The organism is Streptomyces sp. SCPE 10, assembly GCF_051980735.1.
In the GTDB taxonomy this organism is placed as follows: Bacteria; Actinomycetota; Actinomycetes; order Streptomycetales; family Streptomycetaceae; genus Streptomyces; species Streptomyces misionensis.
Map to the genome: position 1 here is coordinate 2,371,175 of NZ_CP197069.1, position 25,716 is coordinate 2,396,890.

The following is a 25,716-nucleotide window of genomic DNA, read 5'->3' on the forward strand; positions in this document are numbered from 1 at the left end:
CGGTCCACGACCGGCGGCCCCAGGGATCCATCCGGCAAAAGCCCCCGCCCCTACAGCACCGGCAGGTTCTTCCGCAGTTCGAACGCCGTCACCTCGGAGCGGTACTCCTCCCACTCCGACTTCTTGTTGCGCAGGAAGAAGTCGAAGACGTGCTCGCCCAGGGTCTCGGCCACCAGGTCGCTGCGTTCCATGAGGGTGAGGGCCTCGCCGAGGTTCTGCGGGAGGGGTTCGATACCCATGGCGCGGCGCTCGGCGTCGGACAGGGCCCAGACGTCGTCCTCGGCGCCCGGGGGCAGCTCGTAGCCCTCCTCGATGCCCTTGAGGCCGGCGGCCAGCAGGACGGCGTAGGCCAGGTAGGGGTTGGCGCCGGAGTCGAGGGAGCGGACCTCGACGCGGGCCGAGCCGGTCTTGCCGGGCTTGTACATCGGGACGCGGACCAGGGCGCTGCGGTTGTTGTGGCCCCAGCAGATGTACGAGGGTGCCTCGCCGCCCGCGCCGGCCGTGCGCTCGGAGCCGCCCCAGATGCGCTTGTAGGAGTTGACCCACTGGTTGGTGACCGCGGAGACCTCCGCCGCGTGCCTGAGCAGGCCGGCGATGAAGGAGCGGCCGACCTTGGACAGCTGGTACTCCGCGCCCGACTCGTAGAACGCGTTGCGGTCGCCCTCGAAGAGGGAGAGGTGGGTGTGCATGCCGCTGCCCGGGTGCTCGGAGAACGGCTTGGGCATGAAGGTGGCCTGGACCCCCTGCTCCAGGGCGACCTGCTTCATGACCAGGCGGAAGGTCATGATGTTGTCGGCGGTGGAGAGGGCGTCCGCGTAGCGCAGGTCGATCTCCTGCTGGCCCGGCGCGCCCTCGTGGTGGGAGAACTCCACCGAGATGCCCATCGACTCCAGCATGGTGATCGCCTGCCGGCGGAAGTCCATGCCGACGCTGGTCGGCGTGTGGTCGAAGTAGCCCGAGTTGTCGGCCGGGGTCGGGCGGGAGCCGTCCAGCGGGCGGTCCTTCAGCAGGAAGAACTCGATCTCGGGGTGGGTGTAGAAGGTGAAGCCCAGGTCGGAGGTGCGGGCCAGGGCGCGCTTGAGGACGTAGCGCGGGTCGGCGAAGGAGGGAGAGCCGTCCGGCATCAGGATGTCGCAGAACATCCGGGCCGTGCCGGGCGTCTCCGCGCGCCACGGCAGCACCTGGAAGGTGGACGGATCCGGCTTGGCGATCATGTCGGACTCGTAGACCCGGGCGAAGCCCTCGATGGCCGAGCCGTCGAAGCCGATGCCCTCGTCGAAGGCCTGCTCCAGCTCGGCGGGGGCCACGGCCACGGACTTGAGGAAGCCCAGCACGTCCGTGAACCACAGGCGTACGAACCGGATGTCGCGCTCCTCCAAGGTCCGGAGCACGAACTCCTGCTGCTTGTCCATCTTCCGATTCCCCATCCTTGCTGGTCAGGAGCATCCCACCACAACCGCGTTTCGTGCGTGTTGCGGACCTCGATCGCCCCGGCGTCCGCGTTCTGAACGCCTCCTCTACGGCAGGTGTACTGCCCTGTCGCCCATCTTGCCTGCCGGGGCCGGGATACGTCATGGCCGGGCCCGGTCGCGAGGTGGGGCAGAACACGCCCGTTTAATTTGCATCTTTGATGCAAGTTTTCATAGCGTTCGAATAACCGAGATCGCAAGGAGCCCGCGATGCTGTCCGAGCAGTCCGCCGCCACCGTCCGCGCCACCCTCCCCGCCGTGGGCGCGGCCATCGAGCGGATCACCGATCGCTTCTACTCGCGCCTCTTCACGGCGCACCCGGAGCTGCTGCGTGACCTGTTCAACCGCGGCAACCAGGCGTCCGGCGCCCAGAAGTCGGCCCTCGCGGGCTCCATCGCCGCGTTCGCCGGTCACCTGGTGGAGCACCCGGACGAGCGTCCGGACGTGATGCTGAGCCGCATCGCCCACAAGCACGCTTCCCTGGGCGTGCTGCCCGAGCAGTACCCGATCGTGCACGAGCACCTCTTCGCCGCCATCGCCGAGGTCCTGGGGGACGCCGTGACCGCCGAGGTCGCCGAGGCCTGGACCGAGGTCTACTGGCTGATGGCCAACGCCCTCATCGCCATCGAGAAGCGCCTCTACGCGGAGAGCGGCTCCAAGGAGCTGCGCGCCTGGGAGGTCGTGGGCCGCGAGGAGGAGACCGCCGACGTGGTCACCTTCCGGGTGCGCCCGGCCGACGGCGCCCCGGTGCGGGAGTTCCGGGCCGGGCAGTACGTCTCCGTCGGGGTGAAGCTCGCCGACGGCGCCCGCCAGATACGCCAGTACAGCCTGACCGGCGCCCCCGGCGAGTCGGTGCGGCGGTTCAGCGTCAAGCGGGTGCACGGCGGCCCGACCCCCGACGGCGAGGTCTCCCACCACCTGCACGCCGATGTCCGCGTGGGCGACGTGCTCGAACTGTCGGAGCCGTACGGCGACCTGGTGCTCGACGACATCGCCGGGCGGCCCCTGCTGCTCGCCTCCGCCGGCATCGGCGTGACCCCCATGGTGGCGATGCTGGCCGCGCTCGCGGCCGACGGGCACGACGCCCCGGTCACCGTGGTGCACGGCGACCGCTCCCCCGCCGACCACGCGCTGCGCGACGACCACCGGGCCTACGCCGGCAAGCTCGCGGACTGCGCCGCCCACTTCTTCTACGAGCGCGACGCCGAGCCCGGCACCCGCACCGGCCTGGTCGACCTGTCCGGCATCCCCGTGGCCTCCGGCACCCGCGCCTACCTGTGCGGCCCGCTGCCCTTCATGCGCGCCGTGCGCGCCCAGCTGATCGGGAAGGGTGTGGCCCCGGCCGACATCCACTACGAGGTCTTCGGGCCCGACCTGTGGCTCGCCTCGGGCAACTGAGCGCACCGCGAAGGGCCGTCCACCGGGGAGACCGGCGGGCGGTCCTTCGCTTCGCCCGCGCGCCGGGCGACAGCGGGATGTCAGGAAAGGGGGGCGCCGGAGGGGCCCGTCAAAGGGGGGTGCCGGAGGGGCCCGTCGCGATGCCCAGCAGGACCGGGCCCGTGGGGTCCTCGACGATCTGGTCCAGGGTGATCGGGTCCAGGGAGGAGTAGAAGGCGTCCTGGGCCCGGCGCAGGGCGCCGCGCAGCCGGCAGTCCGAGCGCAGCGGGCAGGGGGTGGGGCCCTCGCACTCCACCACCTCGTCCTCGCCCTCGAAGCTGCGGACCACCGCGCCGACCGACGCGGTACGGCCCCGCCCGGTGAGCGCCAGGCCGCCGCCGCGGCCGCGGCGGGCGTCGACCAGACCCAGGTGCTGGAGCTCGGCGACCACCTTCGCGGCATGCGTGTAGGGCACGCCCATGTCCTCGGCGACCTTGCGGGTCGCGGGCGTGTCATCGGTGGTGACGGCGAGGCGCATCAGGATGCGCAGGGCGAGGTCGGTGGAGCGCAGCAGCCGCATATCGCGAGCGTAAATAATATGCATCCGCGGTGCAAATATTCCCGATTGTCGCACGCGGTCTACGGCAGCCCTCCATCGCGCCATTACGATCAGCGGGCCCCACCCCCCGTCCGCCCCTTTCCCCCAGAAGGACAACGCCTCATGGGTTCCGCCAACAACAGCAGCAACGCGGCGCGCAAGGCGCGCATCGAGGAGATGCGGCGCGCCGAGCGCTCCCGCGAGCGCCGCAACCGAGCGCTGATCATCGGCGCGTCCGTGGTGGTCGTCGCCGGGCTCGTGGTCGGCGGTGTGGCCCTCGTGGACTCCGGCTCGGACAGCGGCAAGAAGGACTCCGCGGCGGCCGCCGGCGACAACGGCAAGAACGTCGACAGCAAGAGCTCCGGGGACTCCGGGCACTTCACCACCGGCAAGGACGGCGTGCGCACCTGGAAGGGCACGCTGGCGCGGACCCATGTGACGACCAAGGTGTCGTACCCCATGCACCCGCCGGTCGGCGGCAACCACAACCCGGTGTGGGCCGACTGCAACGGCGACGTCTACACCCGGCAGTTGCAGGACGAGAACGCGGTGCACTCGCTGGAGCACGGCGCGGTCTGGGTGACGTACACCGACAAGGCGAGCAAGGCCGATGTCGAGGCGCTGGCGGCGAAGGTGAAGCAGACGCCGTACTCGCTGATGAGCCCCTACGAGAGCCAGTCCGCGCCGCTGATCCTGTCCGCGTGGGGCCACCAGGTGGTCGTCAAGAGCGCCAAGGACCCCGAAGTGGACAAGTTCTTCTCGGACTTCGTCCAGGGGCCGCAGACGCCCGAGCCGGGCGCCTCCTGCACCGGTGGAGTGATGAAGTGAGCCGGCGCGTCATCGGCTGGGCGGCGGGTGCCGCGGCGGCGGCGCTCGTCGCGGCCGGCGGGATCACGTACGCGGTCGCCGATTCCGGTGGCGGCCCGGCGGCGCCGAGGACGCCGGGCGCGGACTCGGCGGACGCCGGGTTCGCGCGGGACATGGCCGTGCACCACCAGCAGGCCGTCGAGATGTCGTACATCGTCCGGGACCGTACGAAGAACGAGGACGTGCGGCGGCTCGCCTACGACATCGCGCAGACGCAGGCCAACCAGCGCGGGATGCTGCTGGGCTGGCTGGATCTGTGGGGGCTGCCGAAGGTGTCGGCCGATCCGCCGATGACCTGGATGGGCATGGGCGGCATGGTCACCGCCAAGGACGGTTCGCTGATGCCCGGCATGGCGACCAACACCCAGTTGGACAAGCTCCGGACGCTCAGCGGGAAGCAGGCGGAGATCTTCTACCTCCAGCTGATGACGAACCATCACAAGGGCGGCATCCACATGGCGGAGGGCTGTGTCGCCAAGTGCACGGTGGGCGTGGAGAAGAGGCTGGCCCAGGGCATGGTCGACGCGCAGCAGTCGGAGCTGCAGGTGATGGCCGGGATGCTCAAGGAGCGGGGTGCCAGGCCGCTTTCGTGACCAGGGAACAAGTCACTTCGTAACACAGCTGTAAGGAAAAACCGCTCAAATCCCCCTGCGTGACGGTTACTTGAGTTTCTCTTGACCATTACGTTCCCCTGGCATGAACGGTTCATCGGCCAGAGTTGCCCCCATCGTGTGATCCATTCGCCGGCCGACACCACCGCCGCGGGCCGGTGCACGGAGCCGCGGTGCACCTACCTACTACGTGCATGCGTATCGCATCGCAGGGGGTTCTATGAGATCCAACCGCGCCAAGACGCGCGCCGTGAGCATGGCAGCGACACTGCCCATGATCGCCGGTGCGCTGGCGCTGGGCATACCCGCGGCCCACGCCGCGGACAGCCCCGCTCGTGACGTGCTGAAGGGCACCAAGCCGCTGTGGGCCACCGCCAAGGCGGACAAGGGCGCCGCCTCGAACGGCGCCCAGGTCAAGGCCCGGGTCTACCTCGCCGGCAAGGACGCGTCGGGCCTCGCCGCCTACGCGAAGGCCGTGTCCGACCCCAGCTCGCCCCAGTACGGCAAGTACCTGAGCGCCAAGCAGGCCCAGTCCCGCTTCGGCGCCACCAAGGCCCAGGTGGCCGCCGTCAAGTCCTGGCTGACGGCGTCCGGTCTGAAGGTCACCGAGGTCACCCAGCACTACGTCGCCGTCTCCGGTGACGTGGCCGCCGCCGAGAAGGCGTTCGGCACCCAGCTGCACAACTTCGCCAAGGGCTCGAAGACTTACCGCGCCCCGGCGCAGACGGCCTCCGTCCCGGCCGCCCTGAAGGGCACCGTCCTGACCGTCACCGGTCTGGACAGCGCCCCGCACAAGGCGAACCACGACGACACGCTGCCGCCGCCGGACGCCGTGTTCAAGAACGCCGGGCCGTTCTCCTCGTACTACGGCTCCAACATCGCGAGCACGCTGCCGAGCGCGTACGGCCAGAAGCAGCCGTACGCCGTCAAGGGCTACACCGGCAAGCAGCTGCGCGCCGCCTACGGTGCCGGCAAGTACACCGGCAAGGGCGTCCGCGTCGCCATCACCGACGCCTACGCCTCGCCGACCATCGCCTACGACGCCGGCAAGTACGCGGCGAACAACGGCGACAAGGCGTGGAAGACCAGCCAGCTGCACCAGGTGCTGCCGAACGCGTACACCAAGACGGACGAGTGCGGTGCCGCCGGCTGGTACGGCGAGGAGACCCTCGACGTCGAGGCCGTGCACGCGGTCGCGCCCGACGCCGACGTGACCTACGTCGGTGCGGCGTCCTGCTACGACGACGACCTGCTCGACTCGCTGAGCAAGGTGGTCGACAACCACCTGGCCGACATCGTCTCCAACTCGTGGGGCGACGTGGAGGCCAACCAGACGCCGGACCTCGCGGCCGCCTACGACCAGGTGTTCCAGCTGGGCGCGGTGCAGGGCATCGGCTTCTACTTCTCCTCCGGTGACGACGGCGACCAGGTCGCCAACACCGGTGTGAAGCAGGTCGACACGCCGGCCAACTCGGCCTGGGTGACCGCCGTCGGCGGTACGTCCCTCGCGGTCGGCAAGAACGACACGTACCTGTGGGAGACCGGCTGGGGCACCGAGAAGGCGACCCTGTCGGCCGACGGCAAGAGCTGGACGGGCTTCCCCGGCGCCTTCAACTCCGGTGCGGGCGGCGGCACCAGCAGCACGGTCGCCGAGCCGTACTACCAGAAGGGCGTCGTCCCGGACGCGCTCGCCAAGGCGAACAACGCCTCCGGCAACCGCGTCGTCCCGGACATCGCGGCCATCGCCGACCCGAACACCGGCTTCCTGGTCGGTCAGACCCAGACCTTCCCCGACGGGTCGCAGCAGTACAGCGAGTACCGCATCGGCGGCACCTCGCTGGCCGCGCCGACCATCGCGGGTGTCCAGGCCCTGGCCCAGGAGGCGCGCGGCGGCGCGGCGATCGGCTTCGCCAACCCGTCGATCTACGCCAAGTTCGGTGACAAGGGCGTCTACCACGACGTCACGGACAACCCGACGGGCCACGGCCTCGCGGTCGTCCGCGTCGACTACGCCAACAGCGTGGACGACAGCAAGGGCCTGCTCTACTCCGTCCGCAGCCTCGGCAAGGACAGTTCGCTGTCCGCGACCAAGGGCTACGACGACGTGACGGGCGTGGGTTCCCCGGCGGACGGCTACGTCAAGTCGTTCACGAAGGGCGCCCAGAAGCGGCACTGACGCTGCCGCCGGGCCCGACGGGCCGGGCGGAAGGGGGCGTGGGGTCCTGACGGGCCCCACGCCCCCTTCGCGTTCCAGGATCGCGGTCGCGGGTGCCCGCGTTCGCCGGTTCGGCTGACGAGGGCACCCGGTTCCATCTACCGGTGCGCGGTTACCGCTGCGGTTTGCAGGACCACTCTTCGTCGATCAGTTCGATGACGGACTGATCGTACGTCGAGGGGTTCCAGCCGTCGTCGAGGAACAGCGCGGTCACCACATCGACGGGGCTGTCCGAGACCTCGGACAGGCACGGGTCCCCTGGCGCCCCACGACGGGCGAGGAGATTCCTCGCGGCGCGCAGGTCCCGCACACCGATGCGGTATTTCGCTTCGACAGTGACTGTCGTGCTCTTCTTTCCCTTCGGGCTCTTTTCCGGGGAAGGATCTTCTTCCTCCTTGCGGACGGCGAACGGATTTCCCCAGCGGGTTGCCGTGAAGCAGGCGTCCGCGTATTTCCGTACCGCGTCGGTCACCGCGTTGACCGCCGACATGACGGCTACCGAGTCGTCCGCGTCGGCGTGCAGCTGGAGTGCGTGCACTCGCACCGCGTCCGCCAGTGCGTCGGCGAGGGTGAGCAGGTCGTCCGCGGTCTCTTCAGCCATGGCCGGGTTCTACCATCCGTAGTGCTCCGTGTGGGAAATCTCGCCCCACTTGTTGTAGTAGTCGACGTGCACGTGATTCCCCTTCCTGCAGGGACCCCGATACCGACAGCGCCCACCGTGCTCGATTTCACGGAGGGCAGCGCCGGCCGGCTCGACGGCGGGAGCGGCTGCCGCCATCGGAGGCGCGGGGAACGCCGTAGCCTCCGGGCGGCCGGGAAGGCGCCGCGCCCCGTTCGCTCCGGGGCATGCCCGGACGCCTCGGTGCGTCGGGTACGGCCGGGCCGCACCTCCGGTTCGGTGCCGATCCGGCCACCGGGGCGGCCGGGCCCGCGTCGGGGTCAGGGCGTTGGCCAGGTGCCGAGGGCGCGGGCCAGGCGGTCGCTCTGGGCGTGGGTGATGCCCTGGGCGAGGCGGACGCCGAAGCGCGGGCTCATCGGTTCGTCGCAGTGCAGGATGCCGAGGACGGGCTCCTGGCCGCCCGAGAGGGGGGAGGCCGTGGTGGGCGTCCACGCGGCGGGCTCCCACAGCGGGTGGTCCGCGAGGAGTGCTTCGGCGAGGCCCGGGGCCAGTTCAACGGGGATGCCCGCCCGCTCCAGCGCGTCGGCGACGACGTCCGCGGCCTCCGCGGGCAGGTCCTGGTCGCCGAGGGCGGGCAGCAGCAGGAGCAGGCGCGCGTACTCCGCGTGGATTCCCGGGGCGCCGGGGTCCGGCGTGCGGGCGATGTGGACCAGCTCCCGCCAGGACAGGCCCGGCCCGGCCTGGTGGCCGCCGACGGAGGCCAGATGGCCGGTGCGGTCCCATTCGGGGTGGGTGACGAGGTACTCCGTGCCCGGGTCGTCGGGGAGGTTGCAGCCGAGGACCACCGCGGTGTGGCCGCCGCCGAACGGGATCCGGAACACCGGCCACCGGTCCTCGTCGGTCAGCGCGAGCCACGCGGCGTCGGTGTCGGCGCCGTCGGCACCGAACCACTCCGGGACGGGCTCGTACTCCTCCGTCTGGCTCAGCCACAGCAGGTACGCCGCCCAGAATCCGGGCAGCGCCGGCAGCTCCTCCCCGTCGACGAGGGGGGCGTTCTCGAAACCGTGTATCCGCACGGGTCCAGAGTGCCAGCCGCCTGTGACAGTCCGTCCGCGCGGGACGGCCACCGGCGCGGGCTCGCCGTTGCCGGTGGCCGGTTTCCCAGCCGCGCGTCCGGGCTAGCGGACGTGGACCGTGGCGACGTCGGAGACGTGCAGCCGCACGGGGTGGCGGTCGTGCTTGCCCTTCAATCCGTAGAGCACCGCACGGAATTGCAGGTCGCCGCGGTGCGCGGCCGAGCCGTGCGAGGTGAGCCGCGCGCCGGCCTTGGCCGCGGTGGTGCAGTTCTCCTGGTGCCACGGCTGCTTGCCCGCGCGTTCCTCCAGGCAGAGCTGGTGCAGGTAGCCGGCGCTGTCGTCGTCACCGTGCGCGGTGATCGTGAACGTCTTGCCGACGTGCGCCGTACGAGGTGCCGTGATGTCCACGTCTCCCTTGGCGAACGCCGGAACGGCGGCCAGCGTCACCGCGGCCAGACCCAGCGCGCCGATCACGGCCGCCCGGACGCCCCGCGCCCTCGCCCCGGACTTCTCCGTCCTGATCATGAGTTTTCCCCTCCCGTGGATCGCGAAGGCGCCGGATCGCGCCCCGCCGGTCGTTGAGATGAGGGGCCGCTTCGTCCGGTTGTGTCCCGCCCGGGGGTGTTACGGAACCATGACGTACGGGGCACGGCACGGAAGGAGAACCGGGTCGGTTGGGCCGCCGAAGAGGCTGTCGACGCGCCGGATGCCGTTGCCGGGCGGCCGCTCGCGGCCCGGCCTGCTCACCTCTGGCCGCCGCGGGCAGTTCCCTCGATGACGTACGGGTCGCGTACCGGCGTCGCTTCATCGGGCCGGTGTCCCGCGATCGTCTCGTGATAGGTCTTCCCGCCGCCCATCCTGAGCAGGCTGGCGATGCGCCGCTTGGTCAGAGCGGTCGCGATCAGGTCGCCGACGCGGGGCGACAACGCCTCGCCGAGCAGCAGCATGTTCGCCCTGCGCGGCAGCACCACCCGTCGCTTCCCGCGCCGGACCGCGTCCAGCACGGCTCGGGCCACGTCGTCCGCCGACAGCGGCGTCATGTGCCGGAACGGGGGCGGCATCTCCGCTTCCTTCGCCTCCCGCAGCAGGTCGGTGGCGGTGAGCGCCGGATGGATCACCGACACGCCGATCCCGGCGCCGGCCAGCTCCTGGCGGAGGCTGTCCGAGAAGGCGGAAACCCCGTGCATCACGATCGCGTACGAGCCGAACCGAGCGAACGCCTTGCGCCCCATCACGGACGACATGTTCACGATCGCGCCGGAACCCTGCCGCCGGAGCACCGGCAGCACGGCCTGCGTCACGTTGATCATTCCGAAGAGGCTCGCCCGCATCGTCTGACGGACGTCGTCCTCGAACGCCGCCGACTCGACACCGCCCACCTTCCCGATCCCGGCATTGTTCACCAGCACGTCGATCCGCCCGAATCGGGCCACCGCGGCGTCCACCAGGGCTGTCACCGCCTCGGGAGAGGTCACGTCGGTCGGGACGGACAGCGCTTCCGATCCAAGAGCGCGCACTTCGGCCTCGACCTCGGCCAGACCCTCGGCCGAGCGGGCCGCGAGAACCAGCCGAGCCCCTTCCCGGGCGAAGGCCAGCGCGACAGCCCGGCCGATTCCCCGGGACGCGCCCGTGATCAGTACGACCCGGTTCACGAGAGAGACACTCATGACAATTCCCTTCTTGTTGTATATACAACGTGGGCACATGGGGTGGGCCGGGGACCGGCCGTGCCCTCGGCGTCACACGCCGGGCGGATAACCCATGTCGCTCGCGATTTCCCGGACCGTCGGCACACCGGCCCCCAGCAGGCGGGCGGCCTGCTCCTGGGCCCGCCGCCAGTCCGGCAGCACGGATTCGATCTTGGCTCGGCCGACACCGGTCAGGACGACCTCGCGCAGGCCCTTCGCGTCGGACGCCGCGGCCTCGATCCAGCCCTGCCGCAGCAGCAGACGCAGGTTCCGGCTGACCGTGGACCTCTCCAGCTGGAGCACCTCACCGAGCCTGCCCGGCGGACAGGGCCCCAGTTTGCCCAGCGCGGCCAGCAGGTTGACCTGGGCGATCGTCACCCCGTGATGCTCAAGAGCGCCGTCGTAGAGACTGGTGACCGCCCGGCCTATCAACCGGATACGCACCGCCAGGCAGTCCTGCACGATTTCATCGACCGAGGTACTCACCTCTCCCATGTTGTACCTACAACAATCGGGCGTCAAGCGATCCCGGGGCCGGGGTTCCGCGCCTTCGCCGGCGAGATCACCGCCGGATGATCGAGGTCCTCAGCGGCGGCCAGGCTGGTCCGACTTCAGCGAGGCGACGAAGGGGGCCCAGGCGGTGGCGGAGAGGAGAAGGGCGGGGCCATGGGGCACCTTGGAGTCCCGGACGGGGACGAGGTTGGACACGTTGAGGGCAAGTTCGACGCAGTTGCCTCCGTCTTCATTGCTGTAGCTGCTCTTGAACCAGAGAGCGTCACTCAAGTCGATCCGGTTGCTTGCCATTTCGGTAATCCTCTGCGGCGGCCTTGATCATGGCGAGGGACGCGTCTGGGGACAGCGCTACGGCCCTGAGCCGATCGTATGCCTTGCGGTATCGCTCCACGAGCGCCGGATCGTCAACGGTGTCTCCGCTGTAGGACGCCTCGGTGTACACCAAGGGTGGGGCATCCGGGAACGTCATAGTCATGATGGAGGCGGCCATCAAGGGGTACGCCCTCTGCGTCCGCGGAACGATCTGCGGAGTGATCCGTCGCCGGTCCGCCAGCTCCGCGATGCGGTCGAGTTGGGCGGCCATGTCCTTTGCCGCAAGGAGCGGTTCGGTGATCAGCGACTCGTGCAGGATCGCCCAGTACTCCGGGATCCGGTGGTCCGCTTCGAAGAGTTCGGCGCGCGCCATTCGGGCCGTGACCTTCTCCTCCACCTCGGCGTCGGCAGACAGCGGTAGACCCGCGAGGATGATGGCCCGCGCGTAGGCCGGAGTCTGAAGCAGCCCGGGGAAGATCATCGGGCACCATTCCTCGATGGCCAGGGCGTACCTCTCCGCCTCCAAGACCTTCTCGAAATAAGCGGGATGCCCGGCCCGCCTCGCCTTCCGCACATCCTCGCAATGCCTCTCGAAGAACCCGTCCGTCCCCAGCACCCGGTCCGCGTGCCGGGCCAGGTCGAGTGGCATCCGGCGCTGGCCGTGCTCGATGTCGCTGAGGTAGGACTTGCCGTAGAAGCTGCCCTCCAGGAACGCCTCCAGCGACAGGCCCGCCGCCTCCCGCTTCCACCGCAGCTCCTTGCCGTAGAAGGTCGGGACGCTCATCGAGCCGTCGATGTCCTTACGCCGCACCACGCGCTCACCGCCGTAACTCACCGTGCTGATTCCGCCGTTCGCGTCGTGGACGCGAAACCGCTTCCACGGTAGCGAACCGGGCGACACTCTGTGAGGTGTTCGTCACACACCGCACAGAAGGCAGAGCAACCCCATGTCGGACCACTCCCCCACGACCTACGACGTCACCCTCTGCGTCGAGGAACTGCGCGCCGCCCTCGCCCTGCACGGCATCACGCTGCCGTCGCTCAGCCTCCACCTGCCGAGCTTCGCGGCCAGGTACGGGGAGACCACGGGGCTCGTCGCGCTGGGCAACTGCAACACGACCACGGCGCGGGCGCTCGCCGCCGTGCTCAGGAAGGCGGCGGGCGAGTGACGCGGCCCGTCGAACTGCGCGTGCGGGCCACACCGGGGGCCGTTCCGGAGGTGCGTCACCGGCTGCGGGAGTACGACTACGACGTCCGCCTGTGCGTCACCGAACTGCTGACCAACGTCGTCCGGCACGTGGGCGAGGGAGCGCCGGTCGGGGTCCGGGTGGCCGGAGCCGGGGAGCCGGGCCGGGTCCGTGTCGAGGTGACGGACCCGGACCCGCGCGCCGTGCTCACCGTGCGGTCGGCCGCGGAGACCGCGGAGTGCGGGCGGGGGCTGGTCCTCGTCTCCGCGCTGGCGGACCGCTGGGGGGTGGAACACGGGCCGGGCGGCAAGACGGTCTGGTGCGAGCTGGCCCCGGACCGGGACGCGGCCGACCCGGGCGAGGTGTGCGGCGATCTCGGCGGTGAACAGGTCCGGGTCCTCGCCGGGCGGGCCGTGACCGCCGGGGACACGGAGCAGCCGGGCGTGCCGCACGAGTCCGGCTGAGAGCCGGCGACCGGGCGCCGGGCGGGGGCGGACGGGCGCCCGGTGTCACACGGCCGACTGACGCCGCTGGGCCGTTCAGGTGACCGCGCGCGTGTCACGGTTTGTCGTCCGATGGGTCGGAAAACTACCGCACGGCCCACACGGGTGGGCCGCTCGACCTGGCCGGTGTGAAAGGTGATGCCCATGACCCTCGGACTTCGCAAGGCCGTCGCTGTGGCGATTCTCGCGGTGACGGCTTCGTTCCTGCCGTCCGCCGGCGCCACGGCCGCCGAGCCGGGCGCGGGCGCCCGCGCCGCGGCGGGCAACTACTGCCTCGCCAACACCTGGAACACCCCGGAGGTCCGCACCCGGCCCTGCGACGGCTTCGACCGCGGCCAGCACTGGACGATCGACGGGGACATGGTCCGGCTCACCTACGCGCCCGACTACTGTCTCGCCAACACCTGGAACACCCCCGAGGTCCGCACCCGGCCCTGCGACAAGTTCGACCGCGGCCAGCACTGGACCGTCAACGGCACCCAGATCGGCCTGACCTACGCGTCCGGCTACTGCCTCGCGAACACCTGGAACACCCCGGAGGTCCGCACCCGGCCCTGTGACGGCTTCGACCGCGGCCAGCACTGGACGATCAACGGCACCCAGATCAGCCTGACCTACGCCTGATCCGCCGGGAGCGGGCCCGCCCGGACCTCCCGACCGAGGTCCGGGCGGGCCGGCCGGAAGAGCGGGACGTCAGCGGTGCAACGCCGTCGACCCCTCCGGCACGTGCGTGGTGACCACCCGTCCCGCCGACGGAGTGGCCCGGCGGCGGTCCACCGTGTACGCCGCCGCAGCCACGCCCAGGCCGAGCACCGCGAGCGCCGCTCCGGCGAGGGCCGGGGAGGTCGCGCCCCAGCCCGCCGCCAGGGTGAGCCCGCCCACCCAGGCGCCGCCCGCGTTGGCCAGGTTGAAGGCGGCCTGGTTGGCGGAGGAGGCCAGCGAGGGGGCGGCCGAGGCCTTCTCCATCACCATCAGCTGGAGCGGGGAACCGGTCACGAACGCCGCCGTGCCCAGCAGCGTCACCGCCAGCGCCGCGCTCCACTCCGTCCGCATCAGCAGCGGGAACAGGGCCAGGACCGCGGCGAGGGAGACCAGGCCGCCGAAGAGGGTGCCGCGCAGCGAGTGGTCCGCCAGCCGGCCGCCCAGCAGATTGCCCGCCGTCGCGCCCACGCCGAACAGCGCCAGCAGCAGGGTCACGCTCGTCTCGGCGTACCCCGCCGCCCCGGTCAGCATCGGCGTCACATAGCTGTACGCCGCGAACAGCGCGCCGAAGCCCGCCACCGTCGTACCGAGGGCCAGCCACACCGGCAGGGACCGCAGCGCCGCCAGTTCGCCGCGCAGGCCCGTCGAGGGCGCGTGGGTGTGGTCGCGCGGGATCAGGAAGGCCAGGGAGGCTATCGCCACCAGGCCGATCGCGCTCACACCCAGGAAGGTCGCCCGCCAACCCAGGTGCTGGCCCATCAGCGTGGCCGCCGGGACGCCCGCGATGTTGGCGACCGTCAGGCCGAGGAACATCAGCGACACCGAGCGAGCCTTGCGCTCCGGCGGGACCATGGTCGTCGCGACGACGGCGCCCACCCCGAAGAACGCCCCGTGCGGCAGGCCGCTGACGAAGCGGGCCGCCAGCAGCGAGCCGTTGCCGGGGGCGAACGCCGACAGCGCGTTGCCCGCGACGAACAGCGCCATCAGCGCGATCAGGACCGTGCGCCGGGACATCCGGGCCGTCGCGGCGGCCAGCAGCGGGGCGCCGATGACGACGCCCAGCGCGTACGCCGAGACCAGATGGCCGGCGGACGGAATGGAGATGTGCAGGTCGTCCGCGACGTCGGGGAGCAGTCCCATCATCACGAACTCGGTGGTGCCGATACCGAAAGCGCCGACGGCCAGGGCGAGCAGGGCCAGGGGCATGGAGGGGCCTGTGCCTTTCAAAAGGGAAGGGGAGAGCAACTGAATTGTTCAGCTGGTGAACAAAGTCTCCCAGGCCCGCTATTCCAGCAGGTTACGAGCGCGTGTCCAGGTTCACACGGGCCGCCACCGGAAGGTGGTCGCTGCCCGTGCGCGGCAGCGTCCAGCTGCTTTCCGGTGCCACGCCCTTGACCATGATCTGGTCGATCCTGGCCATCGGGAACGACGCCGGCCAGCTGAACCCGAAGCCGCTGCCCGCCGCGCCCTGCGTGGAGCGCAGCTGGGAGGTGACGCCGTTGAGCGAGCGGTCGTTCATCGTACCGTTGAGGTCACCGAGCAGGATGACCCGCGGCAGGGTCTCGTCGGCGACGGCCTCGCCGAGCGCGTCGGCGCTGGTGTCCCGCTGCCGCGCGGTGAACCCGGCCTTGAGCTTCACCCGGACCGAGGGCATGTGGGCGACGTACACCGCGACCGGTCCCTCGGGTGTGGCCACCGTGGCGCGCATCGCCCGCTTCCAGCCGAGCTTGATGTCCACGGCCCGCACGCCGCTCATCGGGTACTTGCTCCACAGCCCGACCGTGCCCTCGACCGCGTGGTACTTGTACGTCGGCGCGAGCGCCCGCGCGTAGACCGAGACCTCGCCGGCGGGGACCTCCTCCAGCGCGAGGACGTCGGCCCCCGAGGAGGCCACCGCACGGGCGGTGCCGACCGGGTCGGGGTTGTCGGCGTTGACGTTGTGCGTGGCCACCATCAGGTCGCCGCCGCCGTTCGACTTGTCGGTGAGCAGTCCGCCGAAGAGGTTGAGCCAGACGATCGCCGGGAGGAGCACGGCGATCAGCGTGATCGCCGACTTCCGCCACAGGCCGAGCAGCAGCAGGACCGGCACGAACACGCCGAGCCAGGGCAGGAAGGTCTCGGTGAGGCTGCCGAGGTTGCCCACGGTGTTGGGCACGTGCGCGTGCAGCAGCATCACCAGCGCGAGGAGCAGGGCGAAACCGGCGAGGACGGCGCCCCGGCGCCAGATGCCCGCATCGCCGCGCCAGGGGGCGAGCAGACGGTGCATCAGGCGCCGCAGCCGGGACCCCGGGCGTTCGGGCCCCGAGCCGCCGTCAGCCGTCTCCGTCATGTACGCCTGTTGCGCCATACCGTCTGCCTCACTGCCTGCCGTGCACACCGTTCGCCCCCCTGGGTTCCGACCCTAGGGGATGATCGGCTCCGTTCCACCGTCCCATGACGGCCGTACGCAAGACGAGGACGAACATGCGGTGCGGGGAGTTCCGGTCAGGCGCCCGATGGCGGGCGTCTGTGACAGAACGGGCACATTAGTGCGATGTCGTACCGGAGCTGACGGGCCGTAGTCCTTCGAGGGTCGTGTCCACGATCCGCTCCGCCAGGTCCTCGGGGAGGTCGCCGTCGGGACGCATGGTGGTGCGCACCAGCATGGCGCCGACGAACATGTCGTTGGCCAGTTCGAGGTCGATGTCGGTGCGCAGCTCGCCGTCGCGCTGCCCGCGCCGGAGCACCTCCAGCATCAGGGCGCGGCGGGGCGCGACGACGCTCGCGTGGTAGGCCGCCCAGATCCGGGGGCTGGACTTCATCTGCACGTAGACGTTGTGCAGGATCGCGGAGGCGCGGCTGACCAGACCGCGCCGGCGCAGGGACTCCAGCAGGACGACCAGGTCGTCGCGCATGGAGGTGCCGGGGAGCTCGGGGTCGGGCGGTTCGGCGGCGCGCAGCACGTCGACGAACAGCTCTTCCTTGCCGCTCCAGCGGCGGTAGATGGTGGCCTTGCCGACTCCCGCCGTGCGGGCGATGCGCTCGATGGAGAGTTCGGCGAGCGGTACGCCGTCCTCCAGGAGCTGCATCACGCCTTCCAGGATGGCCTGTTCCACGGCCTCGCTGCGGGGCCGGCCCCGGGCGGGGCCGGCCGCTCCCGGCTGGTTGTCGGCAAGGCTCACGTCATTCCGTCCTCTCGGTGTGCTGCGGGAATTGTCCCGCAGCCGCCTCCTCCCCCCGTCGAGCCTCGGTGGACACCGGTTCGTCGGCCGTGCGGCCGGCGCCCTCAGTCCATCGCGGCGACCAGTTCCGTTTCCTCGTTCTGCTGCTCGTCCGGCTTCTGCCTGCCCGGCAGGAACAGCGCCGTGACCAGGGCGCCGATCAGGGCGACGCCGGTGCCCCACAGGGCGGTGACGTGCATGGCGTGCAGGAACGCGTCGTCGGCCGGGCCGACCAGGAGCTTGCCCTGGGGGCCGAGCTTCTGGGCGATGCCGAGGGTGGCCTCGATGGAGTCGCCGGCCTTGTCGCGCAGGGCGGGGGGCAGCGGGCCGAGCTTGTCCTCGATGCCGTTGCGGTAGGCGGTGGCCAGCACCGAGCCGAGGACGGCGATGCCGAGGGCGCCGCCGACCTGGCGGAAGGTGTTGCTCAGCGCGGAGGCGGAACCGGCCTTCTCGCGCGGCAGCGCCTGCATGATGACGACCGAGGTCGGCGTCATGATGTGCGCCATGCCGGCGCCCATCAGGAAGAAGATGACCTCCAGCAGCCAGATCGGGGTGTCGGCGTCGAAGGTGGCGAAGGTCGCGAGCGTGCCCGCGATCACCACCAGGCCGACGGTGGTGGTGGCCTTGTTGCCGAACCGCTGGACCACCAGGCGGGCACGCGGCGCGAAGATCATCTGCGCGGCGGCCAGCGGCAGCATCAGCACGCCGGACTTGAGCGGCGAGTAACCGCGCACGCTCTGGGTGTAGAAGACCGAGAAGAAGGTGACGCCCATCAGCGCGAAGAAGACCAGCGCGATGGCGGCCATGGCGGCCGAGAACACCTTGTTCTTGAAGTAGCTGACGTCCAGCGACGGGTGGTCGCTGCGCTTCTCGAAGAGGACGAAGGCGGCGAGCACGACGACGCCGGCGGCGATCGTGGCGAGCACGGTCGGGTCGGTGAAGTCGGCCAGCTGGCCGCCCTTGATGATGCCGTAGACCAGCAGCACCAGGCCGACGACGGACAGGACGACGCCGATCGGGTCGAGGCGGCCCGGGTTGGGGTCGCGCGAGTCGGGGACCAGCCAGAGCATCAGGCCGAGCGCGACGATCACGATCGGCACGTTGATGAAGAAGACCGAGCCCCACCAGAAGTGGTCGAGCAGGGCGCCGCCGGTGATCGGGCCGATGGCGATGGCGAGGCCGACGCCGCCGGCCCAGATGCCGATGGCCTTGGGCTGCTCGTCGCGCTCGAAGACGTTCATCAGGACGGCGAGGGTGGCCGGCATGACGAAGGCGGCACCGAGGGCCATCAGGGCGCGGTAGGCGATCAGCTGGCCCGGGGAACCGGACTCGGCGGCGAGCGCGGAGCCGATGCCGAACAGGGCGATGCCGCCGAGCAGCACCTTCTTGCGGCCGAGGCGGTCGCCGATGAGTCCGGCGGTGAACAGCAGGCCCGCGAAGACGAGGGTGTAGGCGTTGATCGCCCACTCGATCTGGCTCTGCGTGGCACCCAGGCCGGTCGGGGCCGGGGTGGAGATGGTCTTGATGGCGACGTTCAGGATCGAGTTGTCGAGCACCACGATGAGCAGGCTCAACATCAGCACGCCGAGGATGGCCCAGCGGCGGCGGTGCACCGCCTCGGGTATCCGGGAGGCAGGGACGGAAGTAGTCATGTGTTCGAGCCTAAGCAGATTCCGATACGGAACCGTCTCGTATCTTAATCAATTTGCCGAAAACTTACCCGTCCGGGGGCTTGACTTTGCTCGAAGCGGAAGGGTGGCTTCGGGTGGCGGCAACGATCACAGGGGGTGCTCTGGCCCCGAATGGCACGAGGTGCCACCATGGACTCGATCCGGAGACGCCGTAAGGGCGCTTCGAGATGACCTGAAGGAGCCGTTGCCATGACGCAGCTTTCGGCTGCCCAGAACAAGCCCTCCGACGGCAGCAAGGCGCTGTACGGGGGGAAGGGCACCCGCCGCATCACGGTCCGCGACATCACCCTCGCCAAGGAGCGGGGCGAGAAGTGGCCCATGCTCACCGCCTACGACGCGATGACCGCGTCCGTCTTCGACGAGGCCGGCATCCCGGTCCTCCTGGTCGGCGACTCGGCGGGCAACTGTCACCTCGGGTACGACACCACCGTGCCCGTCACCCTCGACGAGATGACGATGCTGTCGGCGGCCGTCGTCCGGGGCACCAGCCGCTCCCTGATCGTCGCCGACCTGCCCTTCGGCTCCTACCAGGAGGGCCCGGTGCAGGCGCTGCGCTCGGCGACCCGGCTGGTGAAGGAGGCCGGGGTCGGCGCGGTCAAGCTGGAGGGCGGCGAGCGCTCGCACGAGCAGATCCGGCTGCTGGTGGAGTCCGGCATCCCGGTCATGGCGCACATCGGCCTGACCCCCCAGTCCGTCAACGCGATGGGCTACCGCGTCCAGGGGCGCGGCGAGGAGGCGGCGGCGCAGCTGCTGCGCGACGCCAAGGCCGTGCAGGACGCGGGGGCGTTCGCGGTGGTCCTGGAGCTGGTGCCGGCCGAGCTGGCGGCCGAGGTGACCCGGACGCTGCACATCCCCACGGTCGGCATCGGCGCCGGTCCCGAGACGGACGCGCAGGTCCTGGTGTGGACGGACATGCTGGGGCTCACGTCCGGCCGGGTGCCGAAGTTCGTCAAGAAGTACGCGAACCTGCGCGAGGTCATGGGATCCGCGGCGAAGTCCTTCGCGGAGGACGTCGTCGGCGGAACGTTCCCGCTGGAGGAGCACTCCGTCCACTAGAGAGGCCCTAGCCATCACGGCACCACCGGCAGCCCCGTCGATCTTCCCCCGTCGGCGGGGCTGTCCCGTGTCCGCCGCCCCCGCCGGGACCGGCACCGGCGGGCTGTCGGTGGGCTGTCGGCCCGCTGTCGGCGGTTTGTCGGCGGGGGCTGACATGGTCGTCCCCATGACGCGAATCGATGAGAACCCCGGCGGCGGACGGAACGCCGTGAGCGTGCGGGGGCTGGTCAAGCACTACGGCGAGACCAAGGCGCTGGACGGCGTCGACCTGGACGTGCGCGAGGGCACCGTGATGGGCGTGCTGGGCCCGAACGGCGCCGGCAAGACCACCCTCGTACGCATCCTGTCCACCCTGATCACCCCGGACGCCGGCCAGGCGACCGTGGCCGGCTACGACGTCGTGCGCCAGCCCCGGCAGCTGCGCAAGGTCATAGGCCTCACCGGGCAGTACGCCTCGGTCGACGAGAAGCTCCCCGGCTGGGAGAACCTGTACATGATCGGCCGGCTGCTCGACCTGTCCCGCAAGGACGCCCGCGCCCGCGCCGACGAGCTGCTGGAGCGGTTCTCCCTCACGGAGGCCGCCAAGCGCCCGGCGAGCACGTACTCCGGCGGCATGCGCCGCCGCCTCGACCTCGCCGCCTCCATGATCGGCCGCCCCGCGGTGCTGTACCTGGACGAGCCGACCACCGGCCTCGACCCCCGCACCCGCAACGAGGTCTGGGACGAAGTGCAGGCCATGGTCGGCGACGGCGTCACCGTGCTGCTCACCACCCAGTACATGGAGGAGGCCGAACAGCTCGCCTCGGAGCTGACCGTCGTGGACCGCGGCAAGGTGATCGCGACCGGCGGCATCGAGGAGCTGAAGGCCCGCGTCGGCGGCCGTACGCTGCGCGTGCGCCCGGTGGACCCGCTGGAGCTGGGCCCGCTCGCCACGATGCTGGACGAGCTGGGCATCACCGGCCTCGCCACCACCACCGTGGACAACGAGTCCGGCACCCTGCTCGTCCCGATCCTCAGCGACGAGCAGCTGACGGCCGTGGTCGGCGCGGTCACCGCGCGCGGCATCACCCTCTCCTCCATCACCACCGAACTGCCCAGCCTGGACGAGGTGTTCCTGTCCCTCACCGGCCACCGCGCCGGTGCCCCGCAGGACACCACGCCCGCCGACGCCCGTCAGGAGGCCGCCGTATGAGCGCCGTCACCACCAACGCCACACCGGCCGCCGCCGACGTCCGCATCCCGCTGCGCGGGCACCTGCGGCACACCGGCGCGCTCATCCGCCGCAACCTGCTGTGGATCCGGCAGGACCCGGAGTCGATGTTCGACGCCCTGCTGATGCCGATCGTCTTCACCCTGCTGTTCGTGTACGTCTTCGGCGGCTCCATCGGGCAGGCGCTCGGCGGCGGCCAGGAGCGGTACGTCCAGTACGTCATCCCGGGCATGCTGGCGATGATGAGCATGACCCTGTCCCAGGGCGTCGGCACCGGCTTCAGCCAGGACTTCAACAGCGGGGTGATGGACCGGTTCCGGTCGCTGCCGATCGGGCGCGGCTCGGTGCTCTTCGCGAAGATCGCGGTGGAGCTGGGGCGGATGCTGTTCGCGACCGCCGTGCTGATGGTCGTCGCCGTGCTGGTCGGCTTCCACATCACCAACTGGCCCGGACTGTTCGCGACCGTGGGCCTGTCGGCGCTGTTCGCCTCCTCGATCATGTGGGTGTTCCTCACCCTCGGCGTGATCCTGAAGAGCGCGCAGTCCGTGCAGGGCGTGGGCTTCCTGGTGCTGTTCCCGCTCCAGTTCGGCTCCTCGATCTTCGCGCCCACCGCGTCGATGCCGGGCTGGCTCCGGGCCTTCACCGACTACAACCCGCTGTCCACGCTCGCCGACGCGGCCCGCGGCCTGATGGTGGGCGGCCCGGTGGCGCACGACCTGTGGGTGACCGTGGGCTGGGCGGTGGCGATCACCGCGGTGATGGCGCCGGTCGCGATCCACAAGTTCCGTACGAAGAGCTGACGTCCGCCGTGGCTCAGAGCAGGGCGGTGGCCTCCGCGAGGGAGAGGCCACCCCCCTCGGCGTAGGCCGACCGGTAGGCCCGCTCGTCCAGCGCCTGACGGATGCGGTCCTCGGCCATGGCGCGGGCCCGCTGTTCCATGCCGGACAGGATGTGCCCGTCCGGCAGCAGGGCGTCGGCGGCGGCCAGCGCGCGGGCGGCGTCGGCGGCGCGGGCGCCGCGGGCGGCCCGGGCGGCCCGGGCCAGCGCCATGGCGCCGGCGGTGAGGGCGATGGAGGGCAGCTGCGGGATGACGGCCTCGGCGAGCGGGTCCCCGGCGTGCCGGATCGCCGTGCGGACCCGGCCCAGGGCCTCTTCCTCACGGCCGTCCAGCGCGTCCAGCAGGGCCTCCTGGCAGAGGATCACGGCATCGAAGACGACGAAGTTGGCGACCCTGAACTCCTCGCGCAGCAGCCTGAGTTGCTCCCGGGCCTCGGCGGTCCGCCCGGTCAGGCCGAGCCAGCAGGCGAGGAAGAGCCGGGCGGCGGGCATGGCCTCGCTGTGCGTGTTCTCCTGGCTCGCGACGACCTCCCGCAGCAGCCGCTCGCCCTCCTCCAGCTCGCCCGACTCCATGAGCACGCTGCCGAGGCGGGCGCTGAGCACGGCGGTCTGGGCACGGGCGCCGAGCCGTTCGGCGTGTTCGATGGCGGCCCGGTAGTCGACGGCGGCCTCCCGGTAGGCGCCCTTACGCTCCCGGGCCTCGCCGCGCGCGGACAAGGCCTCGGCGGTGCCCCAGTCGTCGCCGAGACGGCGGTACAGGGCGAGCGCCTCGTCCGCGTCGCGGGTGGCGTCACCCGCCCAGGCGGAACGATTGGCCAGGAGGTTGGCCCGCCACTGGAGGGCACCGGCCAGTTCCCACTCGAAGCCGGGGGTCTCCCGGCAGGTCCGTACATTGGCGTCGACGATCGTCCGCATCCGCTCGGCCCCGCCGGTGAGCATCACCGCGAAGAACCACACCATGCCGGGCGCCCGGCAGGTCTGCGGCATCCCCGCCTCGTAGACCTGCGCGACGCTGCGCAGCTTGGCCAGCGCCTCGGGGCTCTGCCAGGCGTCCAACTCGGTGTCCATGCAGGCCATGTGGGCGAGGTGGAGACCGCGCCGCGCCTCGTGGAGCAGTTCCCCGGTGTACGGCGGCGGGGTGTCGGTGCAGCGCTGCCACACCGGCTCGGCGCGGCGCACCGGCTCGGTGAACGGGTCCGGGCCGAGTGTCATGACCTCGCGGCACCAGGTGCGGGCCTCGATCCGCTGGTCGCGCATCTGCCAGAACCACACCAGGGACAGCACCAGGCACAGCGCCTCCTGCTCGTCGCGCGCGGCGACGGCGTGTCTGAGGGCGGTGCGCAGGTTCTCGTACTCCAGCTGGATCCGGGCGATGGCGGCGCGCTGCTCCGGGCCGCGCAGCAACGGGTCGGTGGTGCGGGCCAGTTCGCGGTAGTACGTCAGATGGGCGCGCTCCGCCTCGGTGCGCCGGCCGGCCTCGGCGAGCCGTTCGGCGGCGTACTCGGCGACGGTCTCCAGCAGCCGGTAGCGCATCGTGCCGTCGGCCGAGGGGGCGGCCACCACCAGGGACTTGTCGACCAGGGAACCGACGGCTTCCAGGGCGACGGGCCCGCACACGGCCTCGGCGGCGGCCAGGTCGCAGCCGCCCGCGAAGACGGACAGCCGGGCGAGGACGTCGCGTTCGTCGGCGTCCAGCAGGTCCCAGGACCAGTCCACGACGGCCCGCAGGGTCTGCTGGCGGGGCAGCACGGTGCGGCTGCCGGAGGTGAGCAGCCGGAACCGGTCGTCGAGGCGGTCCGCGATCTGCCTCGGCGACAGCATCCGCAGCCGGGCGGCGGCCAGTTCGATGGCGAGCGGCAGTCCGTCCAGTCGGCGGCAGATCTCGGCGCAGGCCTCGGGGTCGTCCTCGACGCGGAAGCCGGGCCGGGCCGCGGCGCCCCGCTCGGCGAACAGCCGGAGCGCGACGGGCTCGGGCAGCGGCTCCACCGGCCGCACCAACTCCCCCGGCACGCCGAGGGGTTCGCGGCTGGTGGCGAGGACGGTCAGCCCCGGGCAGCGGGCCAGCAGCCGCTCGGCCAGCCGGGCGGCGGCGTCGACGACGTGCTCGCAGTTGTCGAGGACGATCAGCATCCGGCGCCGGGCGCAGTGCTCCACCAGCCGGTCCAGCGGGTCGTGCCCGTCGACCACGGCGCGCATGCCCTCGGCGCCGGCGCCGTGCAGCACGGTCTCACGGGCGCCGATGGCGGTGAGCACGGCCTGCGGCACGGCGTCCGGGTCGTCCACGGGGGCGAGTTCGGCCAGCCAGACCCCGTCGCGCACAAAGTCCCGTACCGCCTCGGCGGCCTCCTGGGACAACCGGGTCTTCCCGGCGCCGCCGGGCCCGAGCAGGGTGACCAGGCGGGCGGTTTCGAGGTCGGCCCCGATCGCCGCGAGATCGGCCTCCCGGCCGACGAAGGAGGTAAGCCGGGCGGGAATGTTCCCCTGCCCGGACCCGCCGGCCCGGCCGCCCCGGCCACTCGGTTCGCCGGGACCACCGTGCCCGTCCCGGCCGCCGTCGCCCTCACCATCGGGGGCGCTCTCGCCGTACCGGCCGTCCGCACCGTCCCGGTCGCTCCCGCGGCCCCGGTCGTCGTCCGTGGCCCGGCCGGAGCGGCCGGTCCGCGGTGGGCCGGGGGTTCGTCCGTCGCCGTCGTCCGGGCCCAGCAACCGGGCGTGCAGGGCGCGCAGTTCGGGGCCTGGGTCGGAGCCCAGGCGGTCGGCGATCAGCCGGCGGACGTCCTCGTAGGCGGCGAGTGCCTGGGCCGGGCGGCCGAGGTCGCGCAGGGCGCGCAGGCGCAGTGCCTGGAGCGGCTCGTCCAGCGGGTGGGCGTCGCACAGGGCGGTCAGCTCGGGCAGGGCCGTCTCCGCCTGGCCGAGGGCGAGGGCGGCGGTGAGCCGGGCGCGCCGGGCGTCGAGGCGGCGGGTCTCCCAGCGGGCGGCCTCGGCGGTGTGGTCGGGCAGGTCGGCGAGGGCCGGGCCGTGCCACAGCGCGAGGGCGTCGTCCAGGAGGGCGGCCGCCTTGGGAGCGTCGCCCTCGGCCAGGGCGGCGAGGCCGTCGCCGGTGAGCCGGTCGAAGCGGGTGAGGTCGACGTCCTCCGCGGCGGCGGCGAGCCGGTAGCCGCCCTCGGCGGAGGCGACGGCGTCCGCGCCGAGCGCCCGGCGCAGCCGGCCCACCAGCGCCTGGAGCGCCCCGGCGGCGTCGGCGGGCGGGTCCGCGCCCCACACCTCGTCCACCAGCACACCCGCCGGCACGGTCCGCCCGGCCCGCAGCGCCAGCACGCTGAGCAGCGCACGCAGCCGCGCCCCGCCGACCGGAACGGCCGTGCCGTCGGGGCGGAGCGCCTGGGTGGGGCCGAGGAGGCGGTAACGCACGGGGTTCATTGTCTCCGAGGCTCGGGAAGCGGTCAGGGGGCGGTCACCGGCCGGGGCCGGTCGCCCCGTCGGGGTCGAGGGTGACGAGGACGCCAACGGTACGACGGATGCGGCTTCGGCCGTCCGCCGTGCCGAGGTCGCGCTCCTGGAAGGACCCCGGGCAGCGGTCGACGGGTTCCCGGGTCACGGAGCCGGGCACCGGTTCCGGCCCGCGGCCCGCGGCGCGCAGGACGAGCCCCCGCCCGGGCCCCGGGGGCTCGACGGCGGCGGGACGGCAGGTGTACTCCTGGTGCACCAGCTCGATCTCCCGGACCCGCCCCGCGGTCCGCCCGCCGGTCCCGCCGTGGTTCTCCACCCATGCCTCGGCGCCGTACCGGCGGTCCGTCCCGGCGCAGGCGACCAGTGTCCAGGTCACCTCGTCGCCCACCGCGAACGGCGTGCCGCAGCACTCCAGCTGCCAGTCCTCGTAGAACACCCTCTTCCGTGGCATTCGTCCACTGTCCAGGAACCGGACGGCGCGGGCGAGACGTTTTCCCCGTGTCCGCCGGGATCTTCCCGGACCCGTCCGCCCGTC

General features: G+C 71.6%; 25 protein-coding genes. 10 read left to right on the top strand and 15 right to left on the bottom strand.

From position 1 onward, the window contains the following. Nucleotides 1-50: 50 nt before the first annotated feature. On the bottom strand, nucleotides 51-1,412 hold the full coding sequence (locus ACSP97_RS11140; RefSeq protein ID WP_355144099.1) for a glutamine synthetase family protein: 1,362 nt from the start codon (nucleotides 1,410-1,412) through the stop codon (nucleotides 51-53). A 267-nt stretch (nucleotides 1,413-1,679) separates the two neighbouring features. Here ACSP97_RS11140 and ACSP97_RS11145 point away from each other — a divergent pair, with 267 nt between their 5' ends. Then, nucleotides 1,680-2,867 carry a globin domain-containing protein gene (locus ACSP97_RS11145; protein ID WP_440557320.1) on the top strand — a complete coding sequence of 396 codons (1,188 nt, stop codon included), beginning with the start codon at nucleotides 1,680-1,682 and terminating at the stop codon, nucleotides 2,865-2,867. A 109-nt stretch (nucleotides 2,868-2,976) separates the two neighbouring features. Here ACSP97_RS11145 and ACSP97_RS11150 read toward each other — a convergent pair whose 3' ends face one another. Beyond that, nucleotides 2,977-3,426 carry an RrF2 family transcriptional regulator gene (locus tag ACSP97_RS11150; RefSeq protein WP_440557322.1) on the bottom strand — a complete coding sequence of 150 codons (450 nt, stop codon included), beginning with the start codon at nucleotides 3,424-3,426 and terminating at the stop codon, nucleotides 2,977-2,979. 141 nt (nucleotides 3,427-3,567) lie between these two features. On the opposite strand from ACSP97_RS11150, the gene ACSP97_RS11155 reads away from it, so the two are divergent. The 3 genes from ACSP97_RS11155 to ACSP97_RS11165 all read left to right on the top strand — a co-directional run bounded on the left by ACSP97_RS11155 (nucleotide 3,568) and on the right by ACSP97_RS11165 (nucleotide 7,098). Then, complete coding sequence (locus ACSP97_RS11155; protein ID WP_358271511.1) at nucleotides 3,568-4,272, top strand: DUF3105 domain-containing protein; 705 nt, start codon at nucleotides 3,568-3,570, stop codon at nucleotides 4,270-4,272. Further along, the gene (locus tag ACSP97_RS11160) at nucleotides 4,269-4,904 is read left to right on the top strand and encodes a DUF305 domain-containing protein (protein ID WP_355144107.1); all 636 of its coding nucleotides are present in this window, start codon (nucleotides 4,269-4,271) and stop codon (nucleotides 4,902-4,904) included. The genes ACSP97_RS11155 and ACSP97_RS11160 overlap by 4 nt, the downstream gene beginning before the upstream one ends. A gap of 238 nt (nucleotides 4,905-5,142) precedes the next feature. Further along, complete coding sequence (locus ACSP97_RS11165; protein ID WP_355144109.1) at nucleotides 5,143-7,098, top strand: S53 family peptidase; 1,956 nt, start codon at nucleotides 5,143-5,145, stop codon at nucleotides 7,096-7,098. A gap of 151 nt (nucleotides 7,099-7,249) precedes the next feature. On the opposite strand, the gene ACSP97_RS11170 is transcribed toward ACSP97_RS11165, so the two are convergent. The 7 genes from ACSP97_RS11170 to ACSP97_RS11200 all read right to left on the bottom strand — a co-directional run bounded on the left by ACSP97_RS11170 (nucleotide 7,250) and on the right by ACSP97_RS11200 (nucleotide 12,129). Then, entirely contained in the window at nucleotides 7,250-7,738 is a 489-nt protein-coding gene (locus tag ACSP97_RS11170; RefSeq protein WP_440557325.1) for a hypothetical protein, read from the bottom strand. A gap of 338 nt (nucleotides 7,739-8,076) precedes the next feature. After that, nucleotides 8,077-8,832, bottom strand: a complete 756-nt coding sequence (locus ACSP97_RS11175; RefSeq protein ID WP_440557326.1) for a hypothetical protein — start codon at nucleotides 8,830-8,832, stop codon at nucleotides 8,077-8,079. Nucleotides 8,833-8,934: 102 nt separating this feature from the next. After that, nucleotides 8,935-9,357: a hypothetical protein gene (locus ACSP97_RS11180; RefSeq protein WP_440557328.1), complete on the bottom strand. Its 423-nt coding sequence runs from the start codon at nucleotides 9,355-9,357 to the stop codon at nucleotides 8,935-8,937. Nucleotides 9,358-9,575: 218 nt separating this feature from the next. Continuing rightward, complete coding sequence (locus ACSP97_RS11185) at nucleotides 9,576-10,499, bottom strand: SDR family NAD(P)-dependent oxidoreductase (protein ID WP_440557330.1); 924 nt, start codon at nucleotides 10,497-10,499, stop codon at nucleotides 9,576-9,578. A gap of 72 nt (nucleotides 10,500-10,571) precedes the next feature. Further along, a complete protein-coding gene (locus tag ACSP97_RS11190) occupies nucleotides 10,572-11,006 on the bottom strand; it encodes a MarR family winged helix-turn-helix transcriptional regulator (protein ID WP_440557332.1) in 435 nt (144 codons plus the stop codon). A gap of 99 nt (nucleotides 11,007-11,105) precedes the next feature. Next, on the bottom strand, nucleotides 11,106-11,324 hold the full coding sequence (locus ACSP97_RS11195; RefSeq protein WP_440557333.1) for a DUF397 domain-containing protein: 219 nt from the start codon (nucleotides 11,322-11,324) through the stop codon (nucleotides 11,106-11,108). Then, on the bottom strand, nucleotides 11,296-12,129 hold the full coding sequence (locus ACSP97_RS11200; RefSeq protein ID WP_440558400.1) for a helix-turn-helix domain-containing protein: 834 nt from the start codon (nucleotides 12,127-12,129) through the stop codon (nucleotides 11,296-11,298). The genes ACSP97_RS11195 and ACSP97_RS11200 overlap by 29 nt, the downstream gene beginning before the upstream one ends. A 163-nt stretch (nucleotides 12,130-12,292) precedes the next feature. On the opposite strand from ACSP97_RS11200, the gene ACSP97_RS11205 reads away from it, so the two are divergent. The 3 genes from ACSP97_RS11205 to ACSP97_RS11215 all read left to right on the top strand — a co-directional run bounded on the left by ACSP97_RS11205 (nucleotide 12,293) and on the right by ACSP97_RS11215 (nucleotide 13,659). Continuing rightward, nucleotides 12,293-12,514, top strand: coding sequence for a hypothetical protein (locus ACSP97_RS11205; RefSeq protein ID WP_355144120.1), 222 nt, complete (start codon nucleotides 12,293-12,295; stop codon nucleotides 12,512-12,514). Beyond that, on the top strand, nucleotides 12,511-12,996 hold the full coding sequence (locus ACSP97_RS11210; protein ID WP_358304764.1) for an ATP-binding protein: 486 nt from the start codon (nucleotides 12,511-12,513) through the stop codon (nucleotides 12,994-12,996). Before ACSP97_RS11205 ends, ACSP97_RS11210 begins: the two co-directional genes overlap by 4 nt. Nucleotides 12,997-13,179: 183 nt before the next feature. Beyond that, nucleotides 13,180-13,659 carry an RICIN domain-containing protein gene (locus ACSP97_RS11215; protein ID WP_355144124.1) on the top strand — a complete coding sequence of 160 codons (480 nt, stop codon included), beginning with the start codon at nucleotides 13,180-13,182 and terminating at the stop codon, nucleotides 13,657-13,659. Nucleotides 13,660-13,728: 69 nt separating this feature from the next. On the opposite strand, the gene ACSP97_RS11220 is transcribed toward ACSP97_RS11215, so the two are convergent. The 4 genes from ACSP97_RS11220 to ACSP97_RS11235 all read right to left on the bottom strand — a co-directional run bounded on the left by ACSP97_RS11220 (nucleotide 13,729) and on the right by ACSP97_RS11235 (nucleotide 18,589). After that, entirely contained in the window at nucleotides 13,729-14,943 is a 1,215-nt protein-coding gene (locus ACSP97_RS11220) for an MFS transporter (RefSeq protein WP_440557336.1), read from the bottom strand. Between the two features lie 91 nt (nucleotides 14,944-15,034). Then, the gene (locus ACSP97_RS11225) at nucleotides 15,035-16,003 is read right to left on the bottom strand and encodes an endonuclease/exonuclease/phosphatase family protein (protein ID WP_382014902.1); all 969 of its coding nucleotides are present in this window, start codon (nucleotides 16,001-16,003) and stop codon (nucleotides 15,035-15,037) included. 259 nt (nucleotides 16,004-16,262) lie between these two features. Continuing rightward, the gene (locus tag ACSP97_RS11230; protein WP_355144130.1) at nucleotides 16,263-16,898 is read right to left on the bottom strand and encodes a TetR/AcrR family transcriptional regulator; all 636 of its coding nucleotides are present in this window, start codon (nucleotides 16,896-16,898) and stop codon (nucleotides 16,263-16,265) included. A 104-nt stretch (nucleotides 16,899-17,002) separates the two neighbouring features. Beyond that, on the bottom strand, nucleotides 17,003-18,589 hold the full coding sequence (locus tag ACSP97_RS11235; RefSeq protein WP_355144132.1) for an MFS transporter: 1,587 nt from the start codon (nucleotides 18,587-18,589) through the stop codon (nucleotides 17,003-17,005). Nucleotides 18,590-18,817: 228 nt separating this feature from the next. Here ACSP97_RS11235 and panB point away from each other — a divergent pair, with 228 nt between their 5' ends. The 3 genes from panB (at nucleotide 18,818) to ACSP97_RS11250 (ending at nucleotide 21,694) form a co-directional block, all read left to right on the top strand. Next, on the top strand, nucleotides 18,818-19,684 hold the full coding sequence (panB, locus tag ACSP97_RS11240; protein WP_355144134.1) for a 3-methyl-2-oxobutanoate hydroxymethyltransferase: 867 nt from the start codon (nucleotides 18,818-18,820) through the stop codon (nucleotides 19,682-19,684). A 166-nt stretch (nucleotides 19,685-19,850) separates the two neighbouring features. Beyond that, nucleotides 19,851-20,876, top strand: coding sequence for an ATP-binding cassette domain-containing protein (locus ACSP97_RS11245; RefSeq protein WP_355144136.1), 1,026 nt, complete (start codon nucleotides 19,851-19,853; stop codon nucleotides 20,874-20,876). Next, the gene (locus tag ACSP97_RS11250) at nucleotides 20,873-21,694 is read left to right on the top strand and encodes an ABC transporter permease (protein ID WP_355323637.1); all 822 of its coding nucleotides are present in this window, start codon (nucleotides 20,873-20,875) and stop codon (nucleotides 21,692-21,694) included. Before ACSP97_RS11245 ends, ACSP97_RS11250 begins: the two co-directional genes overlap by 4 nt. Nucleotides 21,695-21,707: 13 nt before the next feature. Here the strand turns inward: ACSP97_RS11250 and ACSP97_RS11255 are convergent, their stop codons facing one another. Together ACSP97_RS11255 and ACSP97_RS11260 are read right to left on the bottom strand one after the other, a co-directional pair. Continuing rightward, the gene (locus ACSP97_RS11255; RefSeq protein WP_440557339.1) at nucleotides 21,708-25,151 is read right to left on the bottom strand and encodes an AfsR/SARP family transcriptional regulator; all 3,444 of its coding nucleotides are present in this window, start codon (nucleotides 25,149-25,151) and stop codon (nucleotides 21,708-21,710) included. 34 nt (nucleotides 25,152-25,185) lie between these two features. Beyond that, on the bottom strand, nucleotides 25,186-25,632 hold the full coding sequence (locus tag ACSP97_RS11260) for a DUF6578 domain-containing protein (RefSeq protein ID WP_440557341.1): 447 nt from the start codon (nucleotides 25,630-25,632) through the stop codon (nucleotides 25,186-25,188). Between the last annotated feature and the right edge of the window lie 84 nt (nucleotides 25,633-25,716).